Below are 21,962 nucleotides of genomic sequence, written 5' to 3' on the forward strand. Positions count from 1 at the left end.
CCATGTCCCGTCAGGCATTCCCGTCAGGCATTCCCGTCAGGCATCCCGTCAGGCATTCCCGTCAGGCATTCCCGTCAGGCATTCCCGTCAGGCATTCCCGTCAGGCATTCCCGTCAAGCATTCCTGTCAGGCATTCCGTCAAGCACTCCCGTCAGGTCTCCGTCACTGCGGAGATGCAGCCTGACTCCGATAGTCCGCGGCGGCCAGCTTCAACGCATCCTCAAGCGTGCCCTCCGCTATGGCGGCGGGAACGCCGAGCATTAGATTGACGGGAAGTCCGAACGCTTCGATGGACATGCCGTCGCGGTACAGGCCGGTGCCGGAATCCGTATGCTCCCGGAGCTTGTCCTCCATCGTCCGCGCGTCCAGCATATGGGCGTACAGAGGCTTGCCCAGGGCGTAGGCAAGCCCGCATTCGAAGACCGTGCCGGCGTCGGGCTCCTGACCCCGGAACGGATTCAGGTTGGCGATGACGAGATCCGCCTGCCGCACGAGCCGGACGTTGCCCTCGAAGATGGCTTCCGCCGTAGCGGAGCGCGAAGGAAGCGGCTTGATGTCCTTGTCGAGCGGAAAGATGCCCTGGAAGCCGTATTCGGAGCAAAGCGCCTTCAGCCGCCTGCCCTCCTCGGCCGCATCGGGCCTGAACACCTCGAAGCCTGCGAGGTATACTTTCGGAATTGCCGTCTCTGAGCTTGCCATCGAATCATCTCTCCCCTGTTTATTTGGTTCAAGTATAAGGGATTTCCCTTCTCCGGGAGAAGCCAAGGAATGGAAAAGCTGCGTGCAGGAGGCTGCATGGCCTTCCGGTAGAAGGACAGAGGCAGATATCGGCGGCGTTCAGCCCGGCGGCGCCTCATTCGACAGGGGCTGGAAAAGAGTGCTGCTGCGGGGTAGGATGGTGGAGACAAGAGCATGCAGAGCCCGGGCTAGTTGGCATCGGGCAGGCATTGGAGCGGGAGGGGATGGCCATGAGGCTGCTTGCCAGGGAACGGAGCGAGCATCAGGAGCTGTCGGTGTACGAAACGTCGAGCCTGTACGGGCGAATAGGGCGCTTCCGGATCTTGCAGTTCTCGGACAGCTTGATCCAGGGAGCGCTGGATCTGAAGGATCCGTCCCGGATTCCGCTGGAATATCCACGCGCGTTGATGGCTCTCATGGACAGGAGCGGCCGCGGGCCCGAACGCGCTTTCCTGATCGGGCACGGGATCGGAACGATAGCCAGGCACTATCCGGCGGGCTGCTTCACGGTCGCCGAGCTTGATTCCGCTGTGCTGGAGCTGAGCCGCCGCTATTTCGGCTACGGGCTCGACAACGTGCTGGTCGGTGACGGCCGCGAGCTGCTGGAGAAGCAAGGGGACGGAGAGTTCGACTTTATCGTCGTTGACGCCTTCGGCTCGGACGGGGTGCCGGCCGCATTGGGAACGGTGGAGTTTTTCGCGCTATGCCGCAGGAGGCTGCGCCCGGACGGAGCCGTGCTGCTCAACCTCGCGGGACAGGGAGGCAGAGATAAGCGGATAACGGCTGTCCACGCGGCTTTGCGGCACAGCTTCCCCTGTACGGAGGCTTACATGCTGATTGACGGACGAGCGGGAGAAGTCCGCAATGTCATTGTGGCAGGAAGCGCTGCGGCGCTTGAAGCGGGCGGGCTGGACAGATACGGATTCCGGCGGATCGAGGTGGAGGAAGGGCATCCGGCCCGGGACCGGAGGGGCGGAAAGGCAGCGGGAAAACAGCCGCAATAGCGAGGCTGAATGCGAAGAGGGACCGCGAGGTCTCTCTTTTTTCCTTTTCTTATTGACAATGATAATCGTTATCAATATTATAGGGTAGTAATTGATATTGATTCTCATTATTAATCAGGAGGGGTTTTCATGTTTTATACAAAATGGGTTCTGGCAACGGCTGCTTCGGCGCTGCTTCTATCGGCCGGAGCCGGAATTGCGGCACCCGCTCAAGCATCCGCGGCGCCTGCCGCCATCAAGGTGGCTCTGGACGGCAAGCAGCTCAGCCTGGACGCAAGTCCGATCATTACGAGCGGCAGGACTCTGGTGCCGTACAGCGCGATCGTCAAATCTCTCGGAGGAAGCGCGCAGTGGGACGCCTCGTCCAAGACCGTCACGGCTTCCGGCAGCGGCGTGAACGTCAAGCTGACCGCCGGCTCCTCCACCGCGTACATAAACGGCTCGAAGGTGGCTCTCGACGCCGCTCCTGTCATCCGGAACGGACGCACGTTCGTGCCGCTCCGTCTGCTGTCCGAGGCATTCGGCAAGTGGGTGAGCTGGAATCAAGGCAGCCGCACGGTCGCCATCAACAGCACCTTGACGCTCAATACGAGCACGGGCAGCCTCACGCTGAAGGCCAAGCCGAAGCGGATCGTCACCCTATCGTCAGCGGATACGGAGATGATCTACGCGCTGGGCGGAACCGTAGTCGGACGTCCGACCGCGCTCGGCAGCGTCAATCCTCCGGCAGCGGCATCGGCCGTCGAAGTCGGCAGCGCGCACGGCATTCTCTTCGAGAAGCTGGCTTCGGTGAAGCCCGATCTCGTCATCGCCAGCCCTGCGCTGAAAAGCCAGCAGGCGACGATCGAGAAGCTTGGCGCTCAGGTGCTGTTCAATTCGCAAAACACCTTCGAGGACATCAAAGCTTCCGTTCGCCTCTATGGCAAGCTGCTCGGCAAAGAAAGCAAAGCGGAGGAAATCACGGCTGGCATGGACAAATCCGTCGGCAGCCTGAAAAAACCGGCATCCAAGCCGAAAACGCTGATCGTGTACGGCGCTCCCGGCAGCTTTGTCGTCGCCCTGCCGACGAGCTATCCCGGCAGCTTCCTGGAGCTTGCGGGCGGAGAGAACGTCGCCTCCAAATTCCCTAAAATGGACACGATGCCCCAGTACGCTGAGCTGAGCATGGAGCGCATCATCGCTTCCAATCCGGAGCTGATCCTGCTGATCACGCATGGCGACGCCGCTGAGGTCAAAGCAAGCTTCAAGAAGCAATTCGAAGGCAATGCGGCCTGGAAGTCGCTTCCAGCCGTGAAGAACGACCGCTTCGAGGTGCTGCCTCAGGATCTGTTCGCAGCCAACCCAGGCATCCGCGCGCCTAAAGCGATCGAGACCATCAACAATCTGCTTCTGCAGGTAGACTGATGGCCGCGGTGTTGACTCCGGGAGAGCTTAGGCGCTCCCGGAACCCCGCTTGGGCGCGGAATACCGCCGTGCTCAGCGCTGTCTCCGCATTGCTGGTCTTGGCCGCGCTGTCCGGACTGGTGATCGGCGCCATCCATATTCCCGTCCGGGAGGTATGGAGCGTGCTGCTTCATCCGACGGATACGGAAGCCTATCAGATCGTATGGAACTTGAGGCTGCCGAGAGTTCTGACCGGAATCATGGTCGGCTGCTGCCTCGGAACGGCAGGAGCCTTGCTTCAGGGGGTGTTTCGGAATCCGCTTGCCGACCCCGGCATCATCGGCGTCTCCTCCGGCGGCGGACTGGCTGCAATCGCCATCATGATTCTATTTCCGGCACAGATCGCGCTGCTGCCTGCCGCCGCTTTCCTCGGCGCGCTGGCCGCATCCGCCGTCGTTTACGTGCTGGCCTGGAAGGGAGGAGCTTCTCCGGTGAGGCTGATTCTGGCCGGAGTAGCCGTCAATTCCCTGCTTGGAGCGGCGATGTCGGCCATGATGATCCTCAACAGTGAAAAGGTGCAGTCCGTGCTGCCCTGGATGTCGGGCAGTCTGAATGGCAGAAGCTGGCCCCATGTCGACACGCTGTTCCCTTATGCGCTGATCGGCATCGCGGCGGCGATGATGCTGATCAAGCCCGCCAACCTGCTGGCGCTCGGAGACGATGCCGCCAAGCTGCTCGGCGTCCGCGTCGAAGTGTACCGGCTGCTGATCGTGGCTTGCGCGGCCTTCCTTGCCGGCGCCGCCATCAGCACGGCCGGCATGGTCGGCTTCGTCGGCCTCGTCGTGCCGCATATCGCACGTCTGCTCATCGGCAGCGACTACCGAATTCTGCTGCCTGTATCCGCGATCGGCGGCGCCGCTCTCGTCACTCTGGCGGATACGGCCGCGCGCAGCTGGTTCGATCCGATCGAGTTCCCGGTCGGCATCCTGCTGGCGCTGCTCGGAGGTCCATTCTTCCTCTATCTGCTGCGCAAGGGGGCGAAACGATGAATGTAATCCTAAGCCGCGGACTGAGCTACGGATACCGGAGCGAGCCGGCCGTCGACGCTGTCGACTTCGAGATCCGGACGGGGGAATGGCTCGGCATCGTCGGGCCTAACGGATCCGGCAAGTCGACTGTGCTGCGCATGCTGGCCAGGCTCGTCAAGCCTCATGGAGGCAGCGTGCTGCTGGACGGCGCCGACTTGGCTTCCCTGAATCCGAAGGAGACGGCCCGCAAGCTGTCGATGCTGGCGCAGAATCAGGACGCATCGCTTGACATCACGGTCCGGGAGCTGGTCAAGAAAGGCCGGCATCCGCATCTGAAGTGGTTCCAGGACGGAAGCTCGTCCTCTCATGAGGAGATCGTCGACTGGGCGATCGCGGCCGCTTCGCTGCAGGAGCTGCAGCACCGGCCGCTTCCGGCCTTGTCGGGCGGAGAGCGCCAGCGTGCCTGGCTGGCGATGGCGCTCTGCCAGACGCCGGATATATTGCTGCTGGATGAACCCGGCACCTATCTGGACATCGCCCATCAGCTTGAACTGATGGAGCTGGTGCGCAAGCTGAACAAGGAAAGAGGCACGACAGTCGTCATGGTGCTGCATGATCTCAATCAGGCGGCGCGTTATTGCGACCGTCTGCTGGCGGTGAAGAAAGGGAAGATCGCCGCGGAGGGGACTCCCGGCGAGCTGTTCCGGGAAGAGTTTTTCCGCGATGTATTCGGAGTTTCCGGACGGATCCGCAGCGAAGACGGGATTCCCAGCTTCCAGCCGGTGCGGACGGTCAGGCAAGAGGCATGACGGCTAGCGGCTCGAACGCCGCTATGCATGGATATTCACTAAATTGGAGGAGTCTTAGATGAAGGAACCGGCATTGGATCCATCCCTGGTAAGAGCGTTTGTCGCCTCGGCGCATGGCGAGTTTGAGCAGGTGAAGGCACTGCTTGAGCAGGAGCCGAACCTGCTGCATGCCGCGATGAATTGGGGCGGAGGCGATTGGGAGACGGCGGTCGGAGCCGCTGCCCATACCGGAAGGAGAGACATTCTGGAGTGGCTGCTGGAAAAGGGAGCGCGGATCGATTTGTTCGCGGCGGCCATGCTGGGCGAGCTGGCGCTCGTCAAGGCGGCATTGGAGAGATATCCGGCGCAGCTGCATGCGGCAGGCCCGCATGGCATCACGCTTCTGCAGCATGCGCTGATGGGCGGAGAGCAGGCTTCGGCGACGGCAGGCTACCTGAAATCCCTATTGCAATCGTCCGAAGAGACGGAAGCGGAAGCAGGAGCCATTCTTGTCGAAAATCTGATCAAGGTGAAAGCTGGGTTCGGAGAGGCTGTTCTCGAACGCTTCGCCAAGCCGAAGCAGGTACATACGTTCAAAGGATTCATCCGCATGGATGTGCTGCACGGGAAATCTCCGGATGGAGACGAGGAGATCCGCGTATGCACGACATGGGAGAGCAAGGCGGATTTCGAGGCTTGGGCGTCCAGCGACTCCTTCCGCGGCGCGCATGCGCGCCGGAACGGAGAATCCGGTGGCGGAGAGCCGGCTCCGGCCCACGGCCACTCCAACGGCCGAGCTGACGGCCAAGCCGGTGGTCAAGCCCGCGGCCATGTCCACAGCCAATCTCACGGACAGGGAGCAGCACATGGATTGGCAGCTCCAGGTCCGGTAATCGGCAATAAAGTGACGATCTACCGGGTGGTGGCTTCCCATCTGCCTGCGGCAGCAGCTGCAGATGCTTCAGCCTGAGCCCGATCGAGGCCAGGACGCAAAAAAACAGACGCGGATTCCGATCCGCGTCTGTTTTTTGCTGTTACTTGTCTTCTTTATACTGGATGATCGGCCGGATGACCTGCGAGATCAACCTGATTTTCTCGGGGGAGCAGCCTTCGAGCATATCCATGATCTCATGGCGGAGAAAATCCTGCGAGCTGCTGTTGGCTCCGCTGAGCAGATATTCCGGAGTTTCCTCCAGGACGACGCAAAGCTCGGATAGTCGGTCTAGATTGAGCGGGGTTTTGCCGCGTTCGATTTTGCTTATGTAAGCATTCGATACATCCAGATGCTCGGCAAGAGCCTCTTGGGTCATCCCCTTCTGCTCACGGGCTTTCTTGATGCGCTTGCCAATAATCGAGTAGTCATATGCCACTATTCCATCACCCTACCAAACTATAACAACCTTTGAAACGGTCTTACATGTATCCCGATTCCAACTGAACCTATCGCTCAATCCATGTCGGAATGGGGGCTGCCCGGGATAGGCATGCCTTCCTGAATGCGCGATATTTCGGAACGGCCAAATGAAAATCCCCTGTGCAAGCTCCGCCCGGGCTGTGCTGAATGCCGGCGAGCGGAGCTTTGCATAGGGGATTGCATGGATAAGGATCATTCGCTGTTACCCGTCGCTGGAACGTGAGCCGATCTCGCCTGCCGCCAGACGGCCGAGCACGCGGGCGACCTCGGCGGCGAACACCGGCTTGCTGATGAAGTCGTCCATGCCCGCATCGGCGCAGATCCTCTTGTCGGATTCCTGGGCGAAGGCGGTCACGGCTGCGATGGCCGGCTGCCTGCCGAGGGGCAGCCGGCGGCGGATGGCGGAGGCCGCTTCAAGGCCGTCCATGACCGGCATCTGCAAATCCATGAATACGATATCGTACCTTTGGCGTTCCAGGATGGACAACGCTTCGGCGCCGTTGCCCGCCGTATCGGCAAGGCAGCCCATCTTGGACAGAATCGTCTTCAGCAGCGACCTGTTGACGGAGTTGTCGTCGACCACGAGAGCCTTGATGCCGGGATAGGAGTTCGAGGCCTGAGGCAGCTCCGGATGAGACGCTCCGGAATGTTCCGGATGCAAGAGCTCGCATTCCTCCGCCCGAGGGAGCGCGAAGCGGAGAACGAAGCTGAACACCGAGCCTTCGTCTTGAACGCTCTCGACACCGATGGATCCGCTCATCAGCTCCACGAGCTTGCGGCAGATCGCAAGTCCAAGCCCCGTTCCCCCGTATTTGCGGTTGATTGCCGGATGCAGCTGGGAGAACGATTGGAACAGCAGGCTCTGCTTGTCCAGCGGGATGCCGATCCCGGTATCCCTGACGCTGAATTCCACGATGCAGGAAGCATGATCGAAAGCTTGCAGCGAAGCCGACACTTTGACGCAGCCTTCGTCGGTGAATTTGACGGCGTTGCCGATCAGATTGGCGAGCACCTGGCGGATCCGTCCCGAATCGCCGATGACGAGAGACGGCAATTCGGCAGGGAGGCCGAGCTCAAGCGAGATGCCCTTGGCCCGCGCGCTGGCGCGGAACAGCTCCGCTATGTCCGCTACGGTCTCCCGGATCTGGAACGGCTCCAGATCCAGCTCCATCTTGCCGGCTTCGATCTTGCTGAAGTCCAGCACCTCGTTGAGAATGCGCAGAAGCGCATCGCCGCTCTCGATGATGGTTTGCGCATATCCGATCTGCTCCTCGTCCAGCTCCGTGCTGGCGAGTAGATCGGCCATGCCCATGATGCCGTTCATCGGCGTCCGCAGCTCATGGCTCATGATGGCAAGGAACTCCGATTTGGCCCGGTCGGCCTCTTCCGCCGATTCCTTGGCGCGGATGATTTCCTTTTCCCCGGTAATATCGCGGAAGACGATGACGGAGCCTTTATGCTCGCCGCGGTCGAGGATCGGTGTGACGCTGCATTCGGCAAGGAAGCTGGAGCCGTCCCGGCGCCACAGCACCGTCTCCTGGCTGCGGTAGGGCTGGCCGCCCCGGATCGCCTGGTGGATCGGGGAGTGCTCGCTGCGATACGGAGTGCCGTCGGCCCTCGTCTGCTCGATCATGTCGAGGTAGGACCTGCCGGCGATGTCGGTGTGGCTCAGCCCGAGCATGGCGGCGGCGGCCGGATTCATGAATACCGAGGCTCCGTCCACATCCACGCCCAGTATCCCCTCGGAGACGGCGTTGAGGATCAGCGTGTATTGATAGCCGAGCTTCTCGATCTGCTCCAGATGGCGCTTCCGCTCGGTGATGTCCTGGGACAGCCCGTAGACGCCGACGACCTCGCCATCCACGATGATGGGAATGTTGATGGTGTTGATCTCTAGCTCATGGCCTTCCTTGTGGCGTATCTTCAGATCGTACGATTGGGGCGCTCCTTGGCAGGCCAAGCCGAAGTGGTGCAGAGTCTTGTCCAAATATTCTTCCGGCACGAGCGGCCCCCAATAGCTGCCGATGAGCTCTTCCATCGAGTAGCCGGTCAGCTTTTCGAGGTTGGCGTTGGCCGTCAGATAATCTCCCTGCAGATTCATGGAATATACGGCCTGCGGACTGTTTTCGAACAAGGACTTGTATTGCTGCTCGCTTTCCTGCAGACGCTTCTCCAGAAGCTTCTGCTCGGTGACATCCTGCACGAAGCCGGTATAATGGTACGGCCGTCCGGACTCGTCCACCCGAGGGACGCATTGGGAGTAGACGTAGCGGATCGAACCGTCCGGCAGCGATACGGGATATTCCCATTCCCGGGACGTGCCGGGATTGCCGGCGCCGAGGCGGAGAAACTGCTTGATGTCCTCGGAGGCGTCGGATTCGATGTTGAGCGCATCGATGATGGCGTCGCTTGCTGGCGCCGACAACGGCAGCCTGCCTTCGTACATCGCCCGGGTTTCCTCGGAGAACGACATCTGGTTGGAAATGACATCCCATTGCCAGGCTCCGATTCGCGCCATGTCGAATACGGTCTGAAGCATCTCCTCATAGCGCTTCATGGCCGACACATCCCGCGCGTAAGTCAGGATGCGCTGCCTCCCATCGGGCAGGTCGAGAACCTTGAAGTAGGACTCCATCCAGATGAAGCGCCCGTCCTTGTGCCGGGTCCGGCGCACGAAGCTGCGGTCCACGTCGAACATGTCCCCGTTGGCCATCTCCCGGGCTTCCCGCTCGTGGTAGAACTCCCTGCGGTTGCGTCCGATCATCTCATGGACCTCGTAACCGAGGATTTCCTTGCAGGAAGGGGCGATATACAGAATCGTTCCGTCCGGCGTGCTGCAGCTCACGAGATCCCGGGTATTCTCGACGATCAGCTCGTACAGATCCTCGTCGAGGGAGATCGGGAATTCCTGCAGGGAATCGGGAAAGGCTTGGACCATGATGACCTCATGGCGATCCTCCTCGAGCAGGGTGAGCAGGCAATCGACCATGATGGCGGCGCCGTCGGCCTTCAGAAGAGTCAGCCCGTGCCGCAAAGGGGATTCGGCCTTGAGCAGCCGCTGGAGGCTGCCCGGATCATCGCCGCCTCCGATGGCGGGGCCTGGACCGGCGTGCTCCAGGCTGCCTGATTCGGCGCTCCATCCGCATATGCGGCGGAAAGCGGGATTCATCGCGCTCCAGGCGCCGTCCCGGACGGACAGAAACGCGATTCCATCCTTCGAATGGCGGAAAGCCATTTCCGCGAATTGAAGATCATTGTCGGGCAGTCTCATCTAGTATGATTTCTCCTTGTCCTTGTCACGCTGGCGGCAGCCGCTTTGCAGATAGTATAATCCTTTTCCAATCAAGAAGGAATGCCTTTCGTTTGTCATAGGATTGTCATCTCCCCCCGCCGGGTAAAGGTTGTTAGCGTTTTTAAAAACGGGCATAATGGAAAGCGAAGGGAAATTCATAGAAAGAAAAGGGGAGCGGATATGATGCAGAACGACTCCTTCCTCCGGGCGGCCCGCGGGGAAAGCACGGATCATGTGCCGGTATGGTACATGAGACAGGCAGGGCGGTACGATCCGGATTACCGCAAGATCAAGGAGAAGCACACGCTCCTGGAGATTTGCAGGCAGCCCGAGCTGGCAGCGGAAGTCACGATGATGCCGGTACATAAGCTTGGCGTCGACGCCGCCATTTTATATTCCGATATTATGAATCCCGTTGCGTCCATCGGGATCGATTTTGATATAGTCGCAGGCATCGGCCCGGTCATCCACAATCCGATCCGCAGCGCGGAGGACGTGCGCAGGCTGAAGCCGATCGACGTGGAGGGGGACCTGTCCCATGTCCTGGAGACGATCCGGATTCTTGACCGCGAGCTGAAGGTTCCGCTCATCACGTTCGCCGGCGCGCCGTTCACGATCGCCAGCTACCTGATCGAGGGCAAGCCTTCCCGCAACTATCTGCGCACCAAGGCGCTCATGTACAGCGAGCCGGCCGTCTGGTTCGAGCTGATGGACAAGCTGGGCGACATGGTGATCGCCTATCTGCGGGCGCATGCGGACAACGGAGGCAAGGCGTTCCAGCTGTTCGACAGCTGGGTCGGCTCGCTCGCCCCGCATGACTTCCGCGTCTTCGTCCTGCCGACGATCACCCGGATCTTCAGCGAGCTGTCCGATCTGCAGCAGCCGGGCATCTACTTCCCGGGAGTCAGCTCGGGCGAGCTGCTGCCGGAGCTGAAGGGCCTTCAGGCCGACGTGATCGGCCTCGACTGGAGGGTCGGCATCGCGGAAGGACGCCGCCGCCTCGGTCGCGGATATGCGGTTCAGGGCAACCTCGATCCGGTCGTGCTCACCGCTCCGATGGATGTCATCAAGGACCATGCCCGCAGCATCATCGACGAGGGCATCAAGGAGCCGGGCTACATTTTCAATCTCGGACACGGCCTGTTCCCCGAGGCGTCCCTCGACAAGCTGAAGCTGCTGACGGACTACATTCATGAATATTCGGCCGATGCCATCGCTACCCGGAGAACGGCCGCAAAGGAGATGCCTCATGTCTGACAAAACGATCGGCGTCCTGGTCATGTCTTACGGCACGCCGGAGAGCCTGGACCATGTGGAAGAATATTACACGCATATCCGCCGCGGCAGCGCCCCTTCGCCGGAGCAGCTCAAGGAGCTCAGCGACCGGTATGAGGCGATTGTCGGCGGCGTCTTTCCGCTGCGCGAGAACACGGACCGCCAGGTAGCCAGCCTGCAGGACAAGCTGGAGCAGGCCGCTCCCGGCCGCTACCGGTGTTATCAAGGGCTGAAGCATGCCCGTCCGTACATCGAGGACGGAGTGGAGCGGATGGCGGCGGACGGAATCACGATGGCCGTCGGCATCGTCCTTGCTCCTCATTTCTCCACCATGAGCGTGGCGAGCTACAACAAGCGCGCGATGCAGAAGGCGGAGGAGCGCGGCATCTCGATGGTGTGCGTGGAGTCCTACCATCTTCATCCGAAGCTGATCGAGGCGCTGGCGGAGCGCGTGAGCGAAGGAATGAAGGCTGTCTCCGAAAAAGCGGGAGGCGCTTCGGTCAAGGTGCTCTTCAGCGCGCACAGCCTACCCGTCCGCATCCGCGAAGCCGGCGATCCTTACGAAGAGCAGCTGCTCGAAACTTCCCGCGCCGTAGCCGGCGCTTCCGGCGCGCAGAGCTGGGAGTTCACGTGGCAGAGCGCCGGCCGCACGAAGGAGCCGTGGCTCGGACCGGATATTCTGGAGACGATGACCCGGCTGGCCGTCGAAGGAGAGCAGGCGCTGCTGGCGGCTCCGATCGGTTTCGTATCCGACCATCTGGAGGTGCTCTACGATCTCGACATCGAGGCGATGGCCGAAGCGGACAAGCTGGACATTGCCTTCGGCCGGATCCGGATGCTGAATTCCGATCCTCTCTATATGGAGGTTCTAGCCGACACCGTCGCGCAAGCGGCGCAAGGACTCGGGGAATGAACGGCGGTACGAGGGCTCTGCGGATCGTTGTGGTCGGCGGAGGCTTGACGGGTCTCAGCGCGGCCCATTATATCCGCAAGGGGCTCGAGGAACGGAATCTGGAGGGCGAGCTCGTGCTCGTCGAGGCTGGAGAACGGCTTGGAGGCCGCATCGAGACGCTTCGCAAGGATGGATTCACCATTGAAAAAGGACCGGATTCGTTCCTTGCCCGCAAGCTGCCGATTCTGGAGCTGACGAGAGAGCTCGGTCTTCTTGACGAGCTTGTCCGCACCAATCCGCAGGCGGCCAAGACGTACATCTATCAAGGCGGGCAGCTGCATCCGATGCCGCCCAAGCTGGTGCTTGGTGTGCCGGCGGACATGGCCGCATTCCTGAAGACGGAGCTGCTCGGCACGGATTCCAAATTCCGGGCCTCCTGCGATCTGCTGCTTGCGCCGCGCCCGGACGACGGGGAGGACGAATCCGTCGGCGCTTTCCTGGAGCGCCGCATGGGTCCGGACATCGTGGACCGGATCAGCGAGCCGCTGCTTGCCGGCATCTACGCAGGCGACCTGTACAATCTCAGCCTCGCAGCGACCTTTCCCCAGTTCCGCCGGGCAGAGCTCGAGCATGGCAGCCTGATCCGAGGCTCGCGGGCAGGCAGCCGCGGCGCGGCTCCTCCGGCTCCGCCCGATTATTTGCCCGAATCCGTCAAAGGCAGCGTCTTCATGACGTACCGGCACGGTCTTCGGACACTGGTCGAAGGGCTGGAGCGGTCGCTGGAAGGCGAGCGTATCCGGATGGGCACGACGGTTTCTTCCATCCGCGAGTCCGGAGGGGGAGGCCGCCGCTACGAGCTTGAGCTCGGCAGCGGAGAGACGCTTGAGGCGGATGCGGTCATCGTGACCGCTCCAGGTCAGGCGGCGGCTTCGATGCTGGAGCCGCTCGCGGACATGTCCGAGCTGCGGGAGGTCAAGTATGTATCCGTCGCCAATGTCGTCATGGCCTTCACGCGCCGGGATGTGGAGGGTATGGAATTCGACGGCTCCGGCTTCCTGGTGCCGCGCTCGGAGGGCCGCACGATCACGGCCTGCACGTGGACCTCTTCCAAATGGCTGCACAGCAGTCCTTCGGATCATGTCCTCCTCCGCTGTTATGTGGGAAGGGCGGGCGCCGAGGAGGCGGTGGAGCTGTCCGACGAGGAGCTGACGGCAGCGGTTCTCCGCGACGTGAAGGATACGATGGGCATCGAAGTCCGCCCGCTGTTCACCGAGATCACGAGACTGCGCCGTTCGATGCCGCAGTACCCGGTCGGCCATGTCGCCGCCATGGGCCGGCTGCGGTCAAGAATGGCGGAGCAGTCTCCCGGCGTCTATGCGACGGGAGCGGCGTTCGACGGCGTCGGACTGCCGGATTGCATCCGGCAAGGGCGCGAGGCGGCGCAGCATGTTTTGGGACGGTTCCAATAATGGGACGGCTCCTTTTCGCTATGAAGCGGAGAACTTGGTATAATGGCATGGTATTTGCATCGCGGCCATCCTAATCCAAGCTACTTCATCATACCGAGAGGAGCTGTCTTTTTTTGTTCGTATCCCGTTCCAACTCCAGGCAGCATCACCGTCGCCAGCGCAAGCGCCGGCTCCGCCGGCTCGTCATCGTCAACTTCATTCTTCTTGCCGCCGCGGCCTTGCTTGTCGGCGGATTTCTATGGAGCCGGACGGATCCTTCCGCCAGCGGAGGCGGCAGCTCGGCTTCGTCCGGGGGCTCCGGCAGCGAGGGGACGAGTCCGGCTCCGGCTGTTTCATCCGATCCTTCATCCGCGCCCAGTCCGAGCCCGCCGCCTTCCGCCAGTCCGGAGCAGCCATCGCCGACGCCGGAGCCCAGCGGGGAGCCGGCACCGTCGCTGAGTCCGACGCCGGAGCCGACCGTCTCGGCGACTCCACAAGCGACGCTGCCGCCGGCCGATTCCACGAGCCCGGGCAGCGGCTGGAGCGGCGATATGCCGAAGGATGCGGGAGCTGTCCGCCTTGCTTTTACGGGCGATATCCTGCTGGCGTCCAAAGTGGCGGATCAGATGGAGGCGAACGGCCTTGACTATCCGTTCACAGGCGCTGCTTCCTATCTGTCCAAGCCCGACCTTACCGCCGGCAATCTGGAGACGCCGATCACGCTGCGGGGCAAGCCGGCAGAGGACAAGCAATATGTGTTCAAAGGCAAGCCCGGCTATTTGAAGCCGCTCAAGGAAGCCGGCTTCGACGTCGTCACCGTCGCCAACAACCATACGCTCGACCAGGGCACGGAAGGTCTTCTGGACACGATGAAGCACCTCGACGAAGTCAAGCTTCCCCATGTGGGGGGCGGCCGCAACGACAAGGAGGCCTTCGCTCCCGTCATTCTCTCCAGCAAAGGCGTCAAGATCGCCTACATAGGCGTCAGCCGCGTGCTTCCTGTGACGGACTGGATGGCAGGTCCGAATCGGATCGGAGTCGCGGAAGCCTACAATTCGGCGAGAGCCGTCGAGGCGATCAAATCCGCCAAGCAGAAGACGGATCTCGTCGTCGTCATGGTCCACTGGGGCACCGAGCGTTCCGATCAGCCGAACGCGCAGCAGAAAAGTCTCGCGAGGGATCTTGTCGATGCCGGAGCCGATCTCGTCATCGGCGCGCATCCTCATGTGCTGCAAGGCTTCGAGCTGTACAAGGGCAAGTGGATCGCCTACAGCCTGGGCAATTTCATCTTCACCTCCAATTCCAACTCCAAGACGAGCGAGACAGGCGTGCTGGACGCCGTCTGCTCCAAGGAAGGCAACTGCGGCCTGCAGTTCCATCCGATGAAAATAACGCTGTCCCGGCCTGCTCCCATGGAAGGAGAGGAAGCCGCGGCGCTGCTGAAGCGACTCGACAGCATCAGCTCTGCGGCTGCAGTCGGATCGGACGGCAAGGTGAAGGCGCGTTGAGGAATCCATGCGTTGCCCACCGCGGCTGGTCAGGCGCGGCTCCGGAGAATACGCTGGCGGCGGTTCGGCTGGCCGCGGATGCGGACGATGTCGAATGGGCCGAGATCGACGTGCAGCTGTCCAGCGACGGCATTCCCGTTCTGATGCATGACAAGCGCCTGAACCGCACGACGAACGGCGGGAGGACGGAGGCTGCCCGCGTTGCTGCCGCCAAGCTTCGGTCCCTGGATGCCGGAAGCTGGTTTTCCCCGGCCTTCAAGCAGGAAGGCGTGCCGCTGCTGGAGGAAGTCCTGAGGGAAACAGGGGACAGGCTGAAGTTCAACATCGAGCTGAAGCGCCATGACCGGGGGGACGGCTTGCTGGAGGAGCGGGTGGCCGAGGCGGTGGAGCGGAGCGGAATGCGGGAGCGCAGCGTGCTGACCTCGTTCAGCAGGGAGTCGCTCAGGCATTTGAGGTCGCTTGATACGGGCATCAAGACCGGCCTGATCAGCGACAGCTGGAGCGCTTCCCTGCCGGCCGAGCTGTCGGCGCTGGGCTGCAGCCTGCTGTCGGCCGATCATTCCGCGATGAACCGCGAGCGGATCCGCCTCCTCAAGGCGGCCGGCATCCGGACGATGGTCTGGACGCTGAACGACTTTCGCCTTATCCGGCGTTATGCGCTCATGGACCCTTCGGTATTGATCTGCACGAATTACCCTGACCGCTGGCGGGAAGCGCTGCGCAGCCTGCCGCAGCCGCTGGAGCTGCCGGGGCGGGAAGCGTGGCCGGGATGAGCAGACGAGGAAACGGGGCGGAACGATGACGGAGAACGAGCTATGGACGCTGCTTGGATCGGAGCCGCTGCTGCGGCTGGCGATCGGAGCGGCAGGCAGCCTCGCCATTGCCGGAACAGCTTATCGGCTGCGGGCATTGTCGGGATCCGGGACGGCAGCGGCCGCTTTCATGGGCACCGGCTACGTCTTTTACGGGGGGCCTATCTGGTTTGGCTTGCTGATCGCTTTTTTCGTCTCTTCGACCTACTGGTCGAAATGGAAGAAGAAGCATGCCGCCAAGTCCGGAGCGGAAACAAACTACGCCAAGGGCAGCAGGCGGGATGCCGGCCAAGTATCCGCCAATGGAGGCGCGGGTCTCTTCCTCTGCGCGATTTACGGCTTCTGGCCGGAGCCGTGGCTGCTGTATGCCTTTGTCGGCGTGATGGCCAGCGTCAATGCCGACACCTGGGCGACGGAGATCGGCGCGCTCAGCCGCCGGGCTCCGGTGTCGGTGCGCACGCTGCGCCGGGTGGCCCCCGGCACGAGCGGCGGCGTCACGCCGCTCGGCAGCCTGGCGGCGCTCGCCGGCGGCGCCTTCATCGGCGCCTGCGCCATGCTGCTGGCGCAGGCGCCCACGAGCTGGAGCGCCGCGGCCGTGCCGGCGCCTCCCGCATTGGCGCTGCTGCTCGCCGGCGCCGCTGCGGGCCTGGCCGGCGCGTTCGCCGATTCATGGCTCGGCGCGACCGTGCAGGCCATGTACCGCTGCCGGGTCTGCGGCTGCGAGACGGAGCGCGCCGTCCATTGCGGCGCCGCTTCCGAGCGCATCCGCGGCTTTGGCTGGATGACGAACGACGCGGTCAACCTGCTGTCTTCGCTGCTGGCCGGGGCGCTGGCTGCCTTGCTCGGACAGCTGCTCTAGCCTCGAAGCCGGAGAAATGGCGGGAGGATTTTTTCAATCCAAAGAAGAGCCGAATGAAAGCATGCTTTCATTCGGCTCTTCTTTGTCTCAGCCTCCTTGGGCTGGCCGTTAATAAGGTGGATCCAAACGATTTTTGTTTAATGGCATAGCATGATCCTTGCGCACAACCGCTTTTTCAGGCATAGTCTCTACAGCCTTCCCATCCTTTTCTTCATGGGCTTCGGTGCAGGGGGGGAGATGTTGGTTCATGCTCGGGCGTGCTCCTCCGAAAAGGGAGCATCCGCTCAGCATGAAAACAAGTGAATCCGGGATGGGGCAATGAAGGCTGAGTTGATAGATCGTGCTCGTCCTATCCTTTTCCCGGCAACAACGGTCCTGACCATTGCTATTCCCCATGAAAAAAGGGTCCGTTCAAGCAGCTTGAGCTGCCTGTACGGACGCTTTTTGGAAGGAAAGCCTATTTGGCCGATGCCGTCAATTCCTCGAGCTGGCTGATGACGCTCTCGAACACGCTCATCGCCTGCTCGATCGGCTCCGGCGAGCTCATGTCGACGCCGGCCTTCTTGAGGATGTTGATCGAGAAGTCGCTGCCGCCGCTCTTCAGGAAGCCGAGATAGCGGTCCACCGCCGGCTGTCCCTCCTCCAGAATCTGCTTGGCGAAGCTGGTGGCGGCGGAGAAGCCGGTCGCATATTTGTACACGTAGAAGCTGTTGTAGAAGTGCGGGATGCGCGCCCACTCCATCTCGATGTCCTGATCCACGACCATGCCTTTGCCGTAGTAGAGGGCGTTGAGGTCGTAGTAGATTTTGGACAGCTCCTGCGGCGTCAGCGATTCGCCCGCCTCCGCCTTCTCATGGATGATCTTCTCGAACTCCGCGAACATCGTCTGGCGGAACACCGTCGTGCGGAACTGATCCGCGTAGTAGGTGAGGAGGTACATCTTCTCCTTCGGATCCGTGGACTTGTTCAGCAGGTGGTCCATCAGCAGCGCTTCGTTCAGCGTGGACGCCACTTCGGCGAGGAAGATGGTGTACTGCGCGTCGCGGTACTTCTGGTTGCCGTCGGAATAGTACGAGTGGAGGGCATGGCCCATCTCATGCGTCAGCGTGAACATGCTGTTGAGGTTGTCCTTGTGGTTCAGCAGCACATAAGGATGCGTGCCGTAGGCTCCCCAGCTGTAGGCGCCGCTGCGCTTGCCTTCGTTCTCATAGACGTCGATCCAGCTGTTGGAGTAGCCTTCCCGAAGCGCCTTGCCATAGTCTTCGCCCAGCGGCTTCAAGCTCTCCGCTGTGATTTTCTTGGCCTCGTCGAACGTGATCTTCATGTCGAACTCGTCAACCAGCGGGGCGAACAGATCGTACATATGCAGCTCGTCGACGCCGAGCAGCTTCTTGCGGAGCTCCATGTAGCGGTACATGAGCGGCAGCGACTTGTGCACCGTGTCGATCAGGTTCGTATAGACCGACTTGGGAATGTTGTCTCCGTAGAGCGACATCTCCAGTACGGAAGGATATTTGCGCGCCTTGGCATAAAAGACGTTTTTGGTCACGTTGGAGCTGAGCGTCGAGGCCAGCGTGTTTTTGAGCTTTCCGTATGTAGCGTACATCGTCTTGAACGCGTCCTCGCGGACCTGGCGGTTGCGGCTCTCGAGAAACTCGATGTAGCGTCCGTGGGAGAGCTCGACTTCCTCGCCCTTCTCGTTCTTGACTTTGGGGAACTTCAGATCCGCGTTGTTCAGCATGCTGAAGATCGTCTGCGGCGAAGAGCTGATGTTGCCGACCTGGGCCAGCAGCGACTCTTCGTTCTTGGAAAGGACATGGGCCTTCTGGCGTTTCATCTCCTCCAGCGTATGGCGGTAGGGAGCGAGCTGCGGATCGGCGATGAAAGCATCGAGCTTGTCGTCCGGAAGGGCGAGCACCTCGGGCGTAATGAAGCTGAGAGCTTCGCCGGCTTCGACGCTCAGCCGCTGCGATTTTTCGGACAGGGCCTGGAATTCGGGCTCGGCCGTATCCTCGTGATGCTTCATGTTGGCGTACACGTACAGACGCTCCACATGATAGCCCAGATCGTCCTCGAGCTCGAAGCAGGCTTTGAGCTTGGAGGCGTCGCTGAGCGTGCCTTGATAGGAAGCGACGGATTTGAGCTTGGTCTTGGCTTCCTGATATTCCTTGTCCCAGGCTTTCTGGTCGGCGAAAATGTCTTCCAGCTTCCAGCGGGACTCTGGCGCGGTCTCGGAACGTTTCGGTACTTGGCTCATAGTCGGCCTCCTTGTCGGGGTCTTGGATAGGGCCTGAGCGGGGGGCGGGAACGCCCCGCCGGCTCCGGATCGGGACAGGACCGCTTCGCTCTGTTCGGCGGCAGTCCGCTGGGGACTTCCGGGGAGCAGGCTGAGGGACAGGAGCAGCGGAATCCATTTCATGGCATGACCTCCAACCGGGCATTGTCTGCCTAGTATGGCATGTCTTTCCCCTCGTTATGTCCCCAGATTGAACAAGGTCATGACGACGACGAGGAAAGCGAATGCCACGAGCACGATGGCGGTCAAGGCGAGCGGCTTGCGCAGCCGCTCGGGGATCTGGTTCCGGCTCATGAGGATGACGGCCCCCAGGACGAAAGCGGAAATAATGAAAATGGCAGCGGAAGTCGTATCCATCGCTAAGGGTTGCCTCCATTGCGGATTGCTGACGGCTGCCTCCATGGGCGGGCAAGCCGGCGCGGCCTTGCATAGGGGCAGGACAATAGACAACGCGCAACCGCTCGGTTATCCCATTCGGTGCGAAAGCGCCGTTTTCCTGCCGGATGTCGGAATGGTCAGACTTCGCGGAGCGCTTCCAGGATGGCGATGCGCTCTTCTTCCCGTCCGGCGAAATCGCTCGCACGGAACCTGTTCTCCGCCCAGTGCATCATTTCGGGACGGGATACGAACGTGAAGCACTCTTCGCCCCACTGGTCCGATATTTCCCTGGCTATGAGCGTTTTTCCGTGGACCTCCACATTGAGCATGTTGTATTTGTCGCGTTTATAGATCTGATGCTTCTTAATCACGTGGCTTATGTCCTCCCGTTGTTTGTTATCCCTTCATCATAGCGTTAAAAAAGGCTGGAAATCAACCGCGGAATCGGTTAGAGTCTAACCATCTCCATAATATGGAGATTCTGCCTGCGCCGGGAGAGCGCAGGAGAAGAAGAGCGGAGGAGATAAGGAAATGAGAACGGAACTGAAGCCTTACGAGCAGCAGGGAGTCGCCGTTACATGCCGGAGCCTCGACGAGTACATGGCCATGTTCGGGCTGTCCGAGGAGGATCTGGCTGCCGGAGAGATCGCCGATGTCGCGGGCGGAGCGTCGTCGTTCACGGCGGAAGCGGCAGCGCGCGGCTGCCGGACCGCGGCATTCGACCCCACGTATGGAGTCCCTGTACGGCAATGGCATGAGGCTGCGCGTGCGGAGATCGACGCCTCGACGGCCAAGCTGGAGCGGCTGAAAAACCAGTTCGACTGGAGCTATTACGGCGATCTCGATCGCCACCGGACAGGCAGGCTGGCGGCGCTCGGGCGCTCGGCCGCGGACCGCGCGCTGCCCGGAGCGGAGAGCCGCTATGTCGCGGCGAGCCTGCCGGAGCTGCCGGCGGCGGACGGGCGGTTCGCGCTTGTCGTCTGCAGCCACTTCCTGTTCTTGTATGCGGAGTCGCTCGGCTACGAGTTCCACCGCCGGTCGCTCCTCGAGATGATGCGCATCTGCGCGCCGGGAGGCCGCGTTCTGGTCTACCCGCTGCTGTCTCTGCACTGGGAGCCGAACGGCGATCTCGAGCGATTAATGGAAGCGGTTGCGGCCGCAGGCGGTACTACGGAGCTCATGCCGTCCCGACTGCCGTTCATCCCAGGCTCAGACCGGTTTTTGCAGATCTCGATTCCGGCACGGTAAAAAATGGATTTAACCGTTCCGGCTCGTTGCAATCGGCATGGCTGGTGTGTATAATGGGCTTATTCGCCGCTCTCCAAGGCGGCGTCATTTTAGGAGGTTGTTCATTTGAAAGGAACAGTTAAGTGGTTCAACGCAGAAAAAGGCTACGGTTTCATCCAAGTTGAGAACGGTGAAGACGTATTCGTTCACTTCTCTGCTATCCAAACCGACGGCTTCAAGTCCCTGGACGAAGGTCAAGCTGTAGAATTCGACATCACGGACGGCAACCGCGGTCCTCAAGCTGCTAACGTCGTTAAACTGTAGGTTTATAGGATCCGCTTAGGCGGGTTTGCTTCTAATAGAGCAGAACAAGGCCCCCTCAAGGGGGCCTTGTTTTTTTGCGCCTTTTTTCAGTTCCGGGAACAGGCATGGATGGCGAGGATGCTGGCCGATGCCGCCAGGGCAAGGCCGGAGGCGATGTGGAAAAACGGAGCGCTGCCCAGATGCTGGAACCAATAACCGCCGGCGAGGCCGCTGATTACGCCGGCGATTCCCGTCCATACGACGGCGTACAGCGCCATTCCGGAAGCGCGGTATTCATCGGGAATCACCGTCGCGACATAGCGGATGGCCGTGGAGAAAAAGATGCCGAACGATACGCTGTGCATCAGCTGCGTCAGCAGGAACAGCGACGGATCCTCTATGCGGGCATTGAGGAAAAAGCGGATGGCGTACATCGCCGCCGCGATGGCGAGCAGCGGCAGCTCCTTGAAGCGGCTGCCGTACCGTCCCAGCAGGAACAGGACGGGAATCTCGCTCAGCGAGGACAGCGACCAAGCCGCTCCGACAAGCGCATCGCTGGCGCCGCGCTCGCGCATGGCGAGCGCGAGAAAGCCGTCGTTCATCCGGTGGGAGACGGAGAGCACGAGCACGATGGAGAAGAAGGCGATGATGTCCGGCCTGCGGACAAGCTTGACGAGGCCGGAGAAGTCCATTTTGCCGGGCGCTCCCCGATAGTCTCTCAGCTGCCAGGCGATCGCGAGCGACACCGCCGTCGTAATCAGCGCGATCGATACGGCCGCTCCTGTTCCGGTGAGCTTCAGCACCAGTCCGATGACATAGGCGGCCAGGCAGAAGCCGAGGGAACCGAAAATGCGGATAAGAGCATAAGGGCGTCCGGTATGGGGAGCCGACATCAGAAGCAGGCTGTCCGAGAGCGGGTTGACGGGAGTCTGGCACAGATAGAAGGCGGCCATGACGAGCGCGACCGGACCGAAGGCGCTGAGCGGAAGCAGCAGCGCCGCAAAGGCGAGCTGTCCGAACAGCAGGGCGAGAAGGATGCGGCGGATCGTCCGGTATTTGTCGCTCAGAGCTCCTGCGACCAGATTGGCTGCGATCGACAGCATCGGACCCGAGGAATAGATGAAGCCGATCTGCTGGCTTGAAAATCCCTTGTCGATGAAGTAGAGCGGGAAATAGGAGACCAGGACGGCTTGGGTGGCATAGATGGAAAAGCAGAATGCGCGAAGTTTCCAGGCTTCCCGGGCTGCCGCTCCGGGAGCCAGCAGCGTGTTGGAGGCGGTCATGTCGGACATGTGCCAAGCTTCACTCCTGTCGATG

Annotated in this window: 21 protein-coding genes and 1 pseudogene; 14 read left to right on the forward strand and 8 right to left on the reverse strand. The window is 61.3% G+C overall.

The features are described from left to right. Positions 1–162: 162 nt before the first annotated feature. A complete protein-coding gene (locus CIC07_RS09225; RefSeq protein ID WP_200801155.1) occupies positions 163–699 on the reverse strand; it encodes a nucleoside 2-deoxyribosyltransferase in 537 nt (178 codons plus the stop codon). Between the two features lie 269 nt (positions 700–968). Between CIC07_RS09225 and CIC07_RS09230 the strand changes: the two genes are divergently transcribed. The 6 genes and pseudogenes from CIC07_RS09230 (at position 969) to CIC07_RS25390 (ending at position 5,911) form a co-directional block, all read left to right on the forward strand. After that, positions 969–1,742, forward strand: a complete 774-nt coding sequence (locus CIC07_RS09230; protein ID WP_076358181.1) for a spermidine synthase — start codon at positions 969–971, stop codon at positions 1,740–1,742. A 129-nt stretch (positions 1,743–1,871) separates the two neighbouring features. Next, positions 1,872–3,146, forward strand: coding sequence for an ABC transporter substrate-binding protein (locus CIC07_RS09235; RefSeq protein WP_083688363.1), 1,275 nt, complete (start codon positions 1,872–1,874; stop codon positions 3,144–3,146). After that, positions 3,146–4,174: a FecCD family ABC transporter permease gene (locus tag CIC07_RS09240; protein ID WP_076358180.1), complete on the forward strand. Its 1,029-nt coding sequence runs from the start codon at positions 3,146–3,148 to the stop codon at positions 4,172–4,174. Before CIC07_RS09235 ends, CIC07_RS09240 begins: the two co-directional genes overlap by 1 nt. Then, positions 4,171–4,962 carry an ABC transporter ATP-binding protein gene (locus CIC07_RS09245; RefSeq protein WP_076358179.1) on the forward strand — a complete coding sequence of 264 codons (792 nt, stop codon included), beginning with the start codon at positions 4,171–4,173 and terminating at the stop codon, positions 4,960–4,962. Before CIC07_RS09240 ends, CIC07_RS09245 begins: the two co-directional genes overlap by 4 nt. A gap of 58 nt (positions 4,963–5,020) precedes the next feature. Further along, positions 5,021–5,407 (forward strand): annotated as a pseudogene (locus tag CIC07_RS25385) (ankyrin repeat domain-containing protein); the annotation flags it as partial. A gap of 63 nt (positions 5,408–5,470) precedes the next feature. Continuing rightward, entirely contained in the window at positions 5,471–5,911 is a 441-nt protein-coding gene (locus tag CIC07_RS25390; protein ID WP_481855895.1) for an antibiotic biosynthesis monooxygenase, read from the forward strand. A 64-nt stretch (positions 5,912–5,975) separates the two neighbouring features. Here CIC07_RS25390 and CIC07_RS09255 read toward each other — a convergent pair whose 3' ends face one another. Together CIC07_RS09255 and CIC07_RS09260 are read right to left on the reverse strand one after the other, a co-directional pair. Further along, a complete protein-coding gene (locus CIC07_RS09255; protein WP_094248001.1) occupies positions 5,976–6,311 on the reverse strand; it encodes a helix-turn-helix domain-containing protein in 336 nt (111 codons plus the stop codon). A 246-nt stretch (positions 6,312–6,557) separates the two neighbouring features. Continuing rightward, positions 6,558–9,626: a PAS domain-containing hybrid sensor histidine kinase/response regulator gene (locus tag CIC07_RS09260; RefSeq protein WP_076358177.1), complete on the reverse strand. Its 3,069-nt coding sequence runs from the start codon at positions 9,624–9,626 to the stop codon at positions 6,558–6,560. 201 nt (positions 9,627–9,827) lie between these two features. On the opposite strand from CIC07_RS09260, the gene hemE reads away from it, so the two are divergent. From hemE to CIC07_RS09290, 6 genes are all read left to right on the forward strand, one after another. Continuing rightward, the gene (gene hemE, locus CIC07_RS09265; RefSeq protein WP_076358176.1) at positions 9,828–10,904 is read left to right on the forward strand and encodes a uroporphyrinogen decarboxylase; all 1,077 of its coding nucleotides are present in this window, start codon (positions 9,828–9,830) and stop codon (positions 10,902–10,904) included. Next, entirely contained in the window at positions 10,897–11,835 is a 939-nt protein-coding gene (gene hemH, locus CIC07_RS09270; protein WP_076358175.1) for a ferrochelatase, read from the forward strand. Before hemE ends, hemH begins: the two co-directional genes overlap by 8 nt. After that, the gene (hemG, locus tag CIC07_RS09275; protein ID WP_076358174.1) at positions 11,832–13,283 is read left to right on the forward strand and encodes a protoporphyrinogen oxidase; all 1,452 of its coding nucleotides are present in this window, start codon (positions 11,832–11,834) and stop codon (positions 13,281–13,283) included. Before hemH ends, hemG begins: the two co-directional genes overlap by 4 nt. A 113-nt stretch (positions 13,284–13,396) precedes the next feature. Beyond that, positions 13,397–14,770 carry a CapA family protein gene (locus CIC07_RS09280; RefSeq protein ID WP_076358173.1) on the forward strand — a complete coding sequence of 458 codons (1,374 nt, stop codon included), beginning with the start codon at positions 13,397–13,399 and terminating at the stop codon, positions 14,768–14,770. Beyond that, positions 14,767–15,543 (forward strand): glycerophosphodiester phosphodiesterase, encoded by a 777-nt coding sequence (locus tag CIC07_RS09285; RefSeq protein ID WP_076358172.1) that lies wholly within the window; start codon positions 14,767–14,769, stop codon positions 15,541–15,543. The genes CIC07_RS09280 and CIC07_RS09285 overlap by 4 nt, the downstream gene beginning before the upstream one ends. 25 nt (positions 15,544–15,568) lie before the next feature. After that, positions 15,569–16,441 carry a DUF92 domain-containing protein gene (locus CIC07_RS09290; protein ID WP_076358171.1) on the forward strand — a complete coding sequence of 291 codons (873 nt, stop codon included), beginning with the start codon at positions 15,569–15,571 and terminating at the stop codon, positions 16,439–16,441. A gap of 108 nt (positions 16,442–16,549) precedes the next feature. On the opposite strand, the gene CIC07_RS09295 is transcribed toward CIC07_RS09290, so the two are convergent. The 4 genes from CIC07_RS09295 to CIC07_RS09310 all read right to left on the reverse strand — a co-directional run bounded on the left by CIC07_RS09295 (position 16,550) and on the right by CIC07_RS09310 (position 19,486). Beyond that, positions 16,550–16,690 carry a hypothetical protein gene (locus tag CIC07_RS09295; protein WP_157741884.1) on the reverse strand — a complete coding sequence of 47 codons (141 nt, stop codon included), beginning with the start codon at positions 16,688–16,690 and terminating at the stop codon, positions 16,550–16,552. Between the two features lie 208 nt (positions 16,691–16,898). Next, the gene (pepF, locus tag CIC07_RS09300) at positions 16,899–18,698 is read right to left on the reverse strand and encodes an oligoendopeptidase F (RefSeq protein WP_076358170.1); all 1,800 of its coding nucleotides are present in this window, start codon (positions 18,696–18,698) and stop codon (positions 16,899–16,901) included. 216 nt (positions 18,699–18,914) lie between these two features. Next, positions 18,915–19,094, reverse strand: a complete 180-nt coding sequence (locus CIC07_RS09305; protein ID WP_076358169.1) for a hypothetical protein — start codon at positions 19,092–19,094, stop codon at positions 18,915–18,917. A 158-nt stretch (positions 19,095–19,252) separates the two neighbouring features. Next, complete coding sequence (locus CIC07_RS09310; RefSeq protein ID WP_076358168.1) at positions 19,253–19,486, reverse strand: hypothetical protein; 234 nt, start codon at positions 19,484–19,486, stop codon at positions 19,253–19,255. A 160-nt stretch (positions 19,487–19,646) separates the two neighbouring features. Here CIC07_RS09310 and CIC07_RS09315 point away from each other — a divergent pair, with 160 nt between their 5' ends. Together CIC07_RS09315 and CIC07_RS09320 are read left to right on the forward strand one after the other, a co-directional pair. Next, the gene (locus CIC07_RS09315) at positions 19,647–20,363 is read left to right on the forward strand and encodes a methyltransferase domain-containing protein (RefSeq protein ID WP_076358167.1); all 717 of its coding nucleotides are present in this window, start codon (positions 19,647–19,649) and stop codon (positions 20,361–20,363) included. A 105-nt stretch (positions 20,364–20,468) separates the two neighbouring features. After that, positions 20,469–20,666 carry a cold shock domain-containing protein gene (locus CIC07_RS09320; protein ID WP_021882190.1) on the forward strand — a complete coding sequence of 66 codons (198 nt, stop codon included), beginning with the start codon at positions 20,469–20,471 and terminating at the stop codon, positions 20,664–20,666. Positions 20,667–20,752: 86 nt separating this feature from the next. Here CIC07_RS09320 and CIC07_RS09325 read toward each other — a convergent pair whose 3' ends face one another. Continuing rightward, positions 20,753–21,937: an MFS transporter gene (locus tag CIC07_RS09325; RefSeq protein WP_076358166.1), complete on the reverse strand. Its 1,185-nt coding sequence runs from the start codon at positions 21,935–21,937 to the stop codon at positions 20,753–20,755. Positions 21,938–21,962 lie beyond the last annotated feature (25 nt).

Source organism: Paenibacillus sp. RUD330 (assembly GCF_002243345.2).
Taxonomy (GTDB): Bacteria; Bacillota; Bacilli; order Paenibacillales; family Paenibacillaceae; genus Paenibacillus_O.

What these genes read in the sequence shown, in the direction of transcription:
- CIC07_RS09225 (WP_200801155.1), bottom strand. Translation starts at nt 699, where the DNA reads ATGGCAAGCTCAGAGACGGCAATTCCGAAAGTATACCTCGCAGGCTTC.
- CIC07_RS09230 (WP_076358181.1), top strand. Translation starts at nt 969, where the DNA reads ATGAGGCTGCTTGCCAGGGAACGGAGCGAGCATCAGGAGCTGTCGGTG.
- CIC07_RS09235 (WP_083688363.1), top strand. Translation starts at nt 1,872, where the DNA reads ATGTTTTATACAAAATGGGTTCTGGCAACGGCTGCTTCGGCGCTGCTT.
- CIC07_RS09240 (WP_076358180.1), top strand. Translation starts at nt 3,146, where the DNA reads ATGGCCGCGGTGTTGACTCCGGGAGAGCTTAGGCGCTCCCGGAACCCC.
- CIC07_RS09245 (WP_076358179.1), top strand. Translation starts at nt 4,171, where the DNA reads ATGAATGTAATCCTAAGCCGCGGACTGAGCTACGGATACCGGAGCGAG.
- CIC07_RS09260 (WP_076358177.1), bottom strand. Translation starts at nt 9,626, where the DNA reads ATGAGACTGCCCGACAATGATCTTCAATTCGCGGAAATGGCTTTCCGC.
- hemE (WP_076358176.1), top strand. Translation starts at nt 9,828, where the DNA reads ATGATGCAGAACGACTCCTTCCTCCGGGCGGCCCGCGGGGAAAGCACG.
- hemH (WP_076358175.1), top strand. Translation starts at nt 10,897, where the DNA reads ATGTCTGACAAAACGATCGGCGTCCTGGTCATGTCTTACGGCACGCCG.
- hemG (WP_076358174.1), top strand. Translation starts at nt 11,832, where the DNA reads ATGAACGGCGGTACGAGGGCTCTGCGGATCGTTGTGGTCGGCGGAGGC.
- CIC07_RS09290 (WP_076358171.1), top strand. Translation starts at nt 15,569, where the DNA reads ATGACGGAGAACGAGCTATGGACGCTGCTTGGATCGGAGCCGCTGCTG.
- CIC07_RS09295 (WP_157741884.1), bottom strand. Translation starts at nt 16,690, where the DNA reads ATGAACCAACATCTCCCCCCCTGCACCGAAGCCCATGAAGAAAAGGAT.
- pepF (WP_076358170.1), bottom strand. Translation starts at nt 18,698, where the DNA reads ATGAGCCAAGTACCGAAACGTTCCGAGACCGCGCCAGAGTCCCGCTGG.
- CIC07_RS09305 (WP_076358169.1), bottom strand. Translation starts at nt 19,094, where the DNA reads ATGGATACGACTTCCGCTGCCATTTTCATTATTTCCGCTTTCGTCCTG.
- CIC07_RS09315 (WP_076358167.1), top strand. Translation starts at nt 19,647, where the DNA reads ATGAGAACGGAACTGAAGCCTTACGAGCAGCAGGGAGTCGCCGTTACA.
- CIC07_RS09325 (WP_076358166.1), bottom strand. Translation starts at nt 21,937, where the DNA reads ATGTCCGACATGACCGCCTCCAACACGCTGCTGGCTCCCGGAGCGGCA.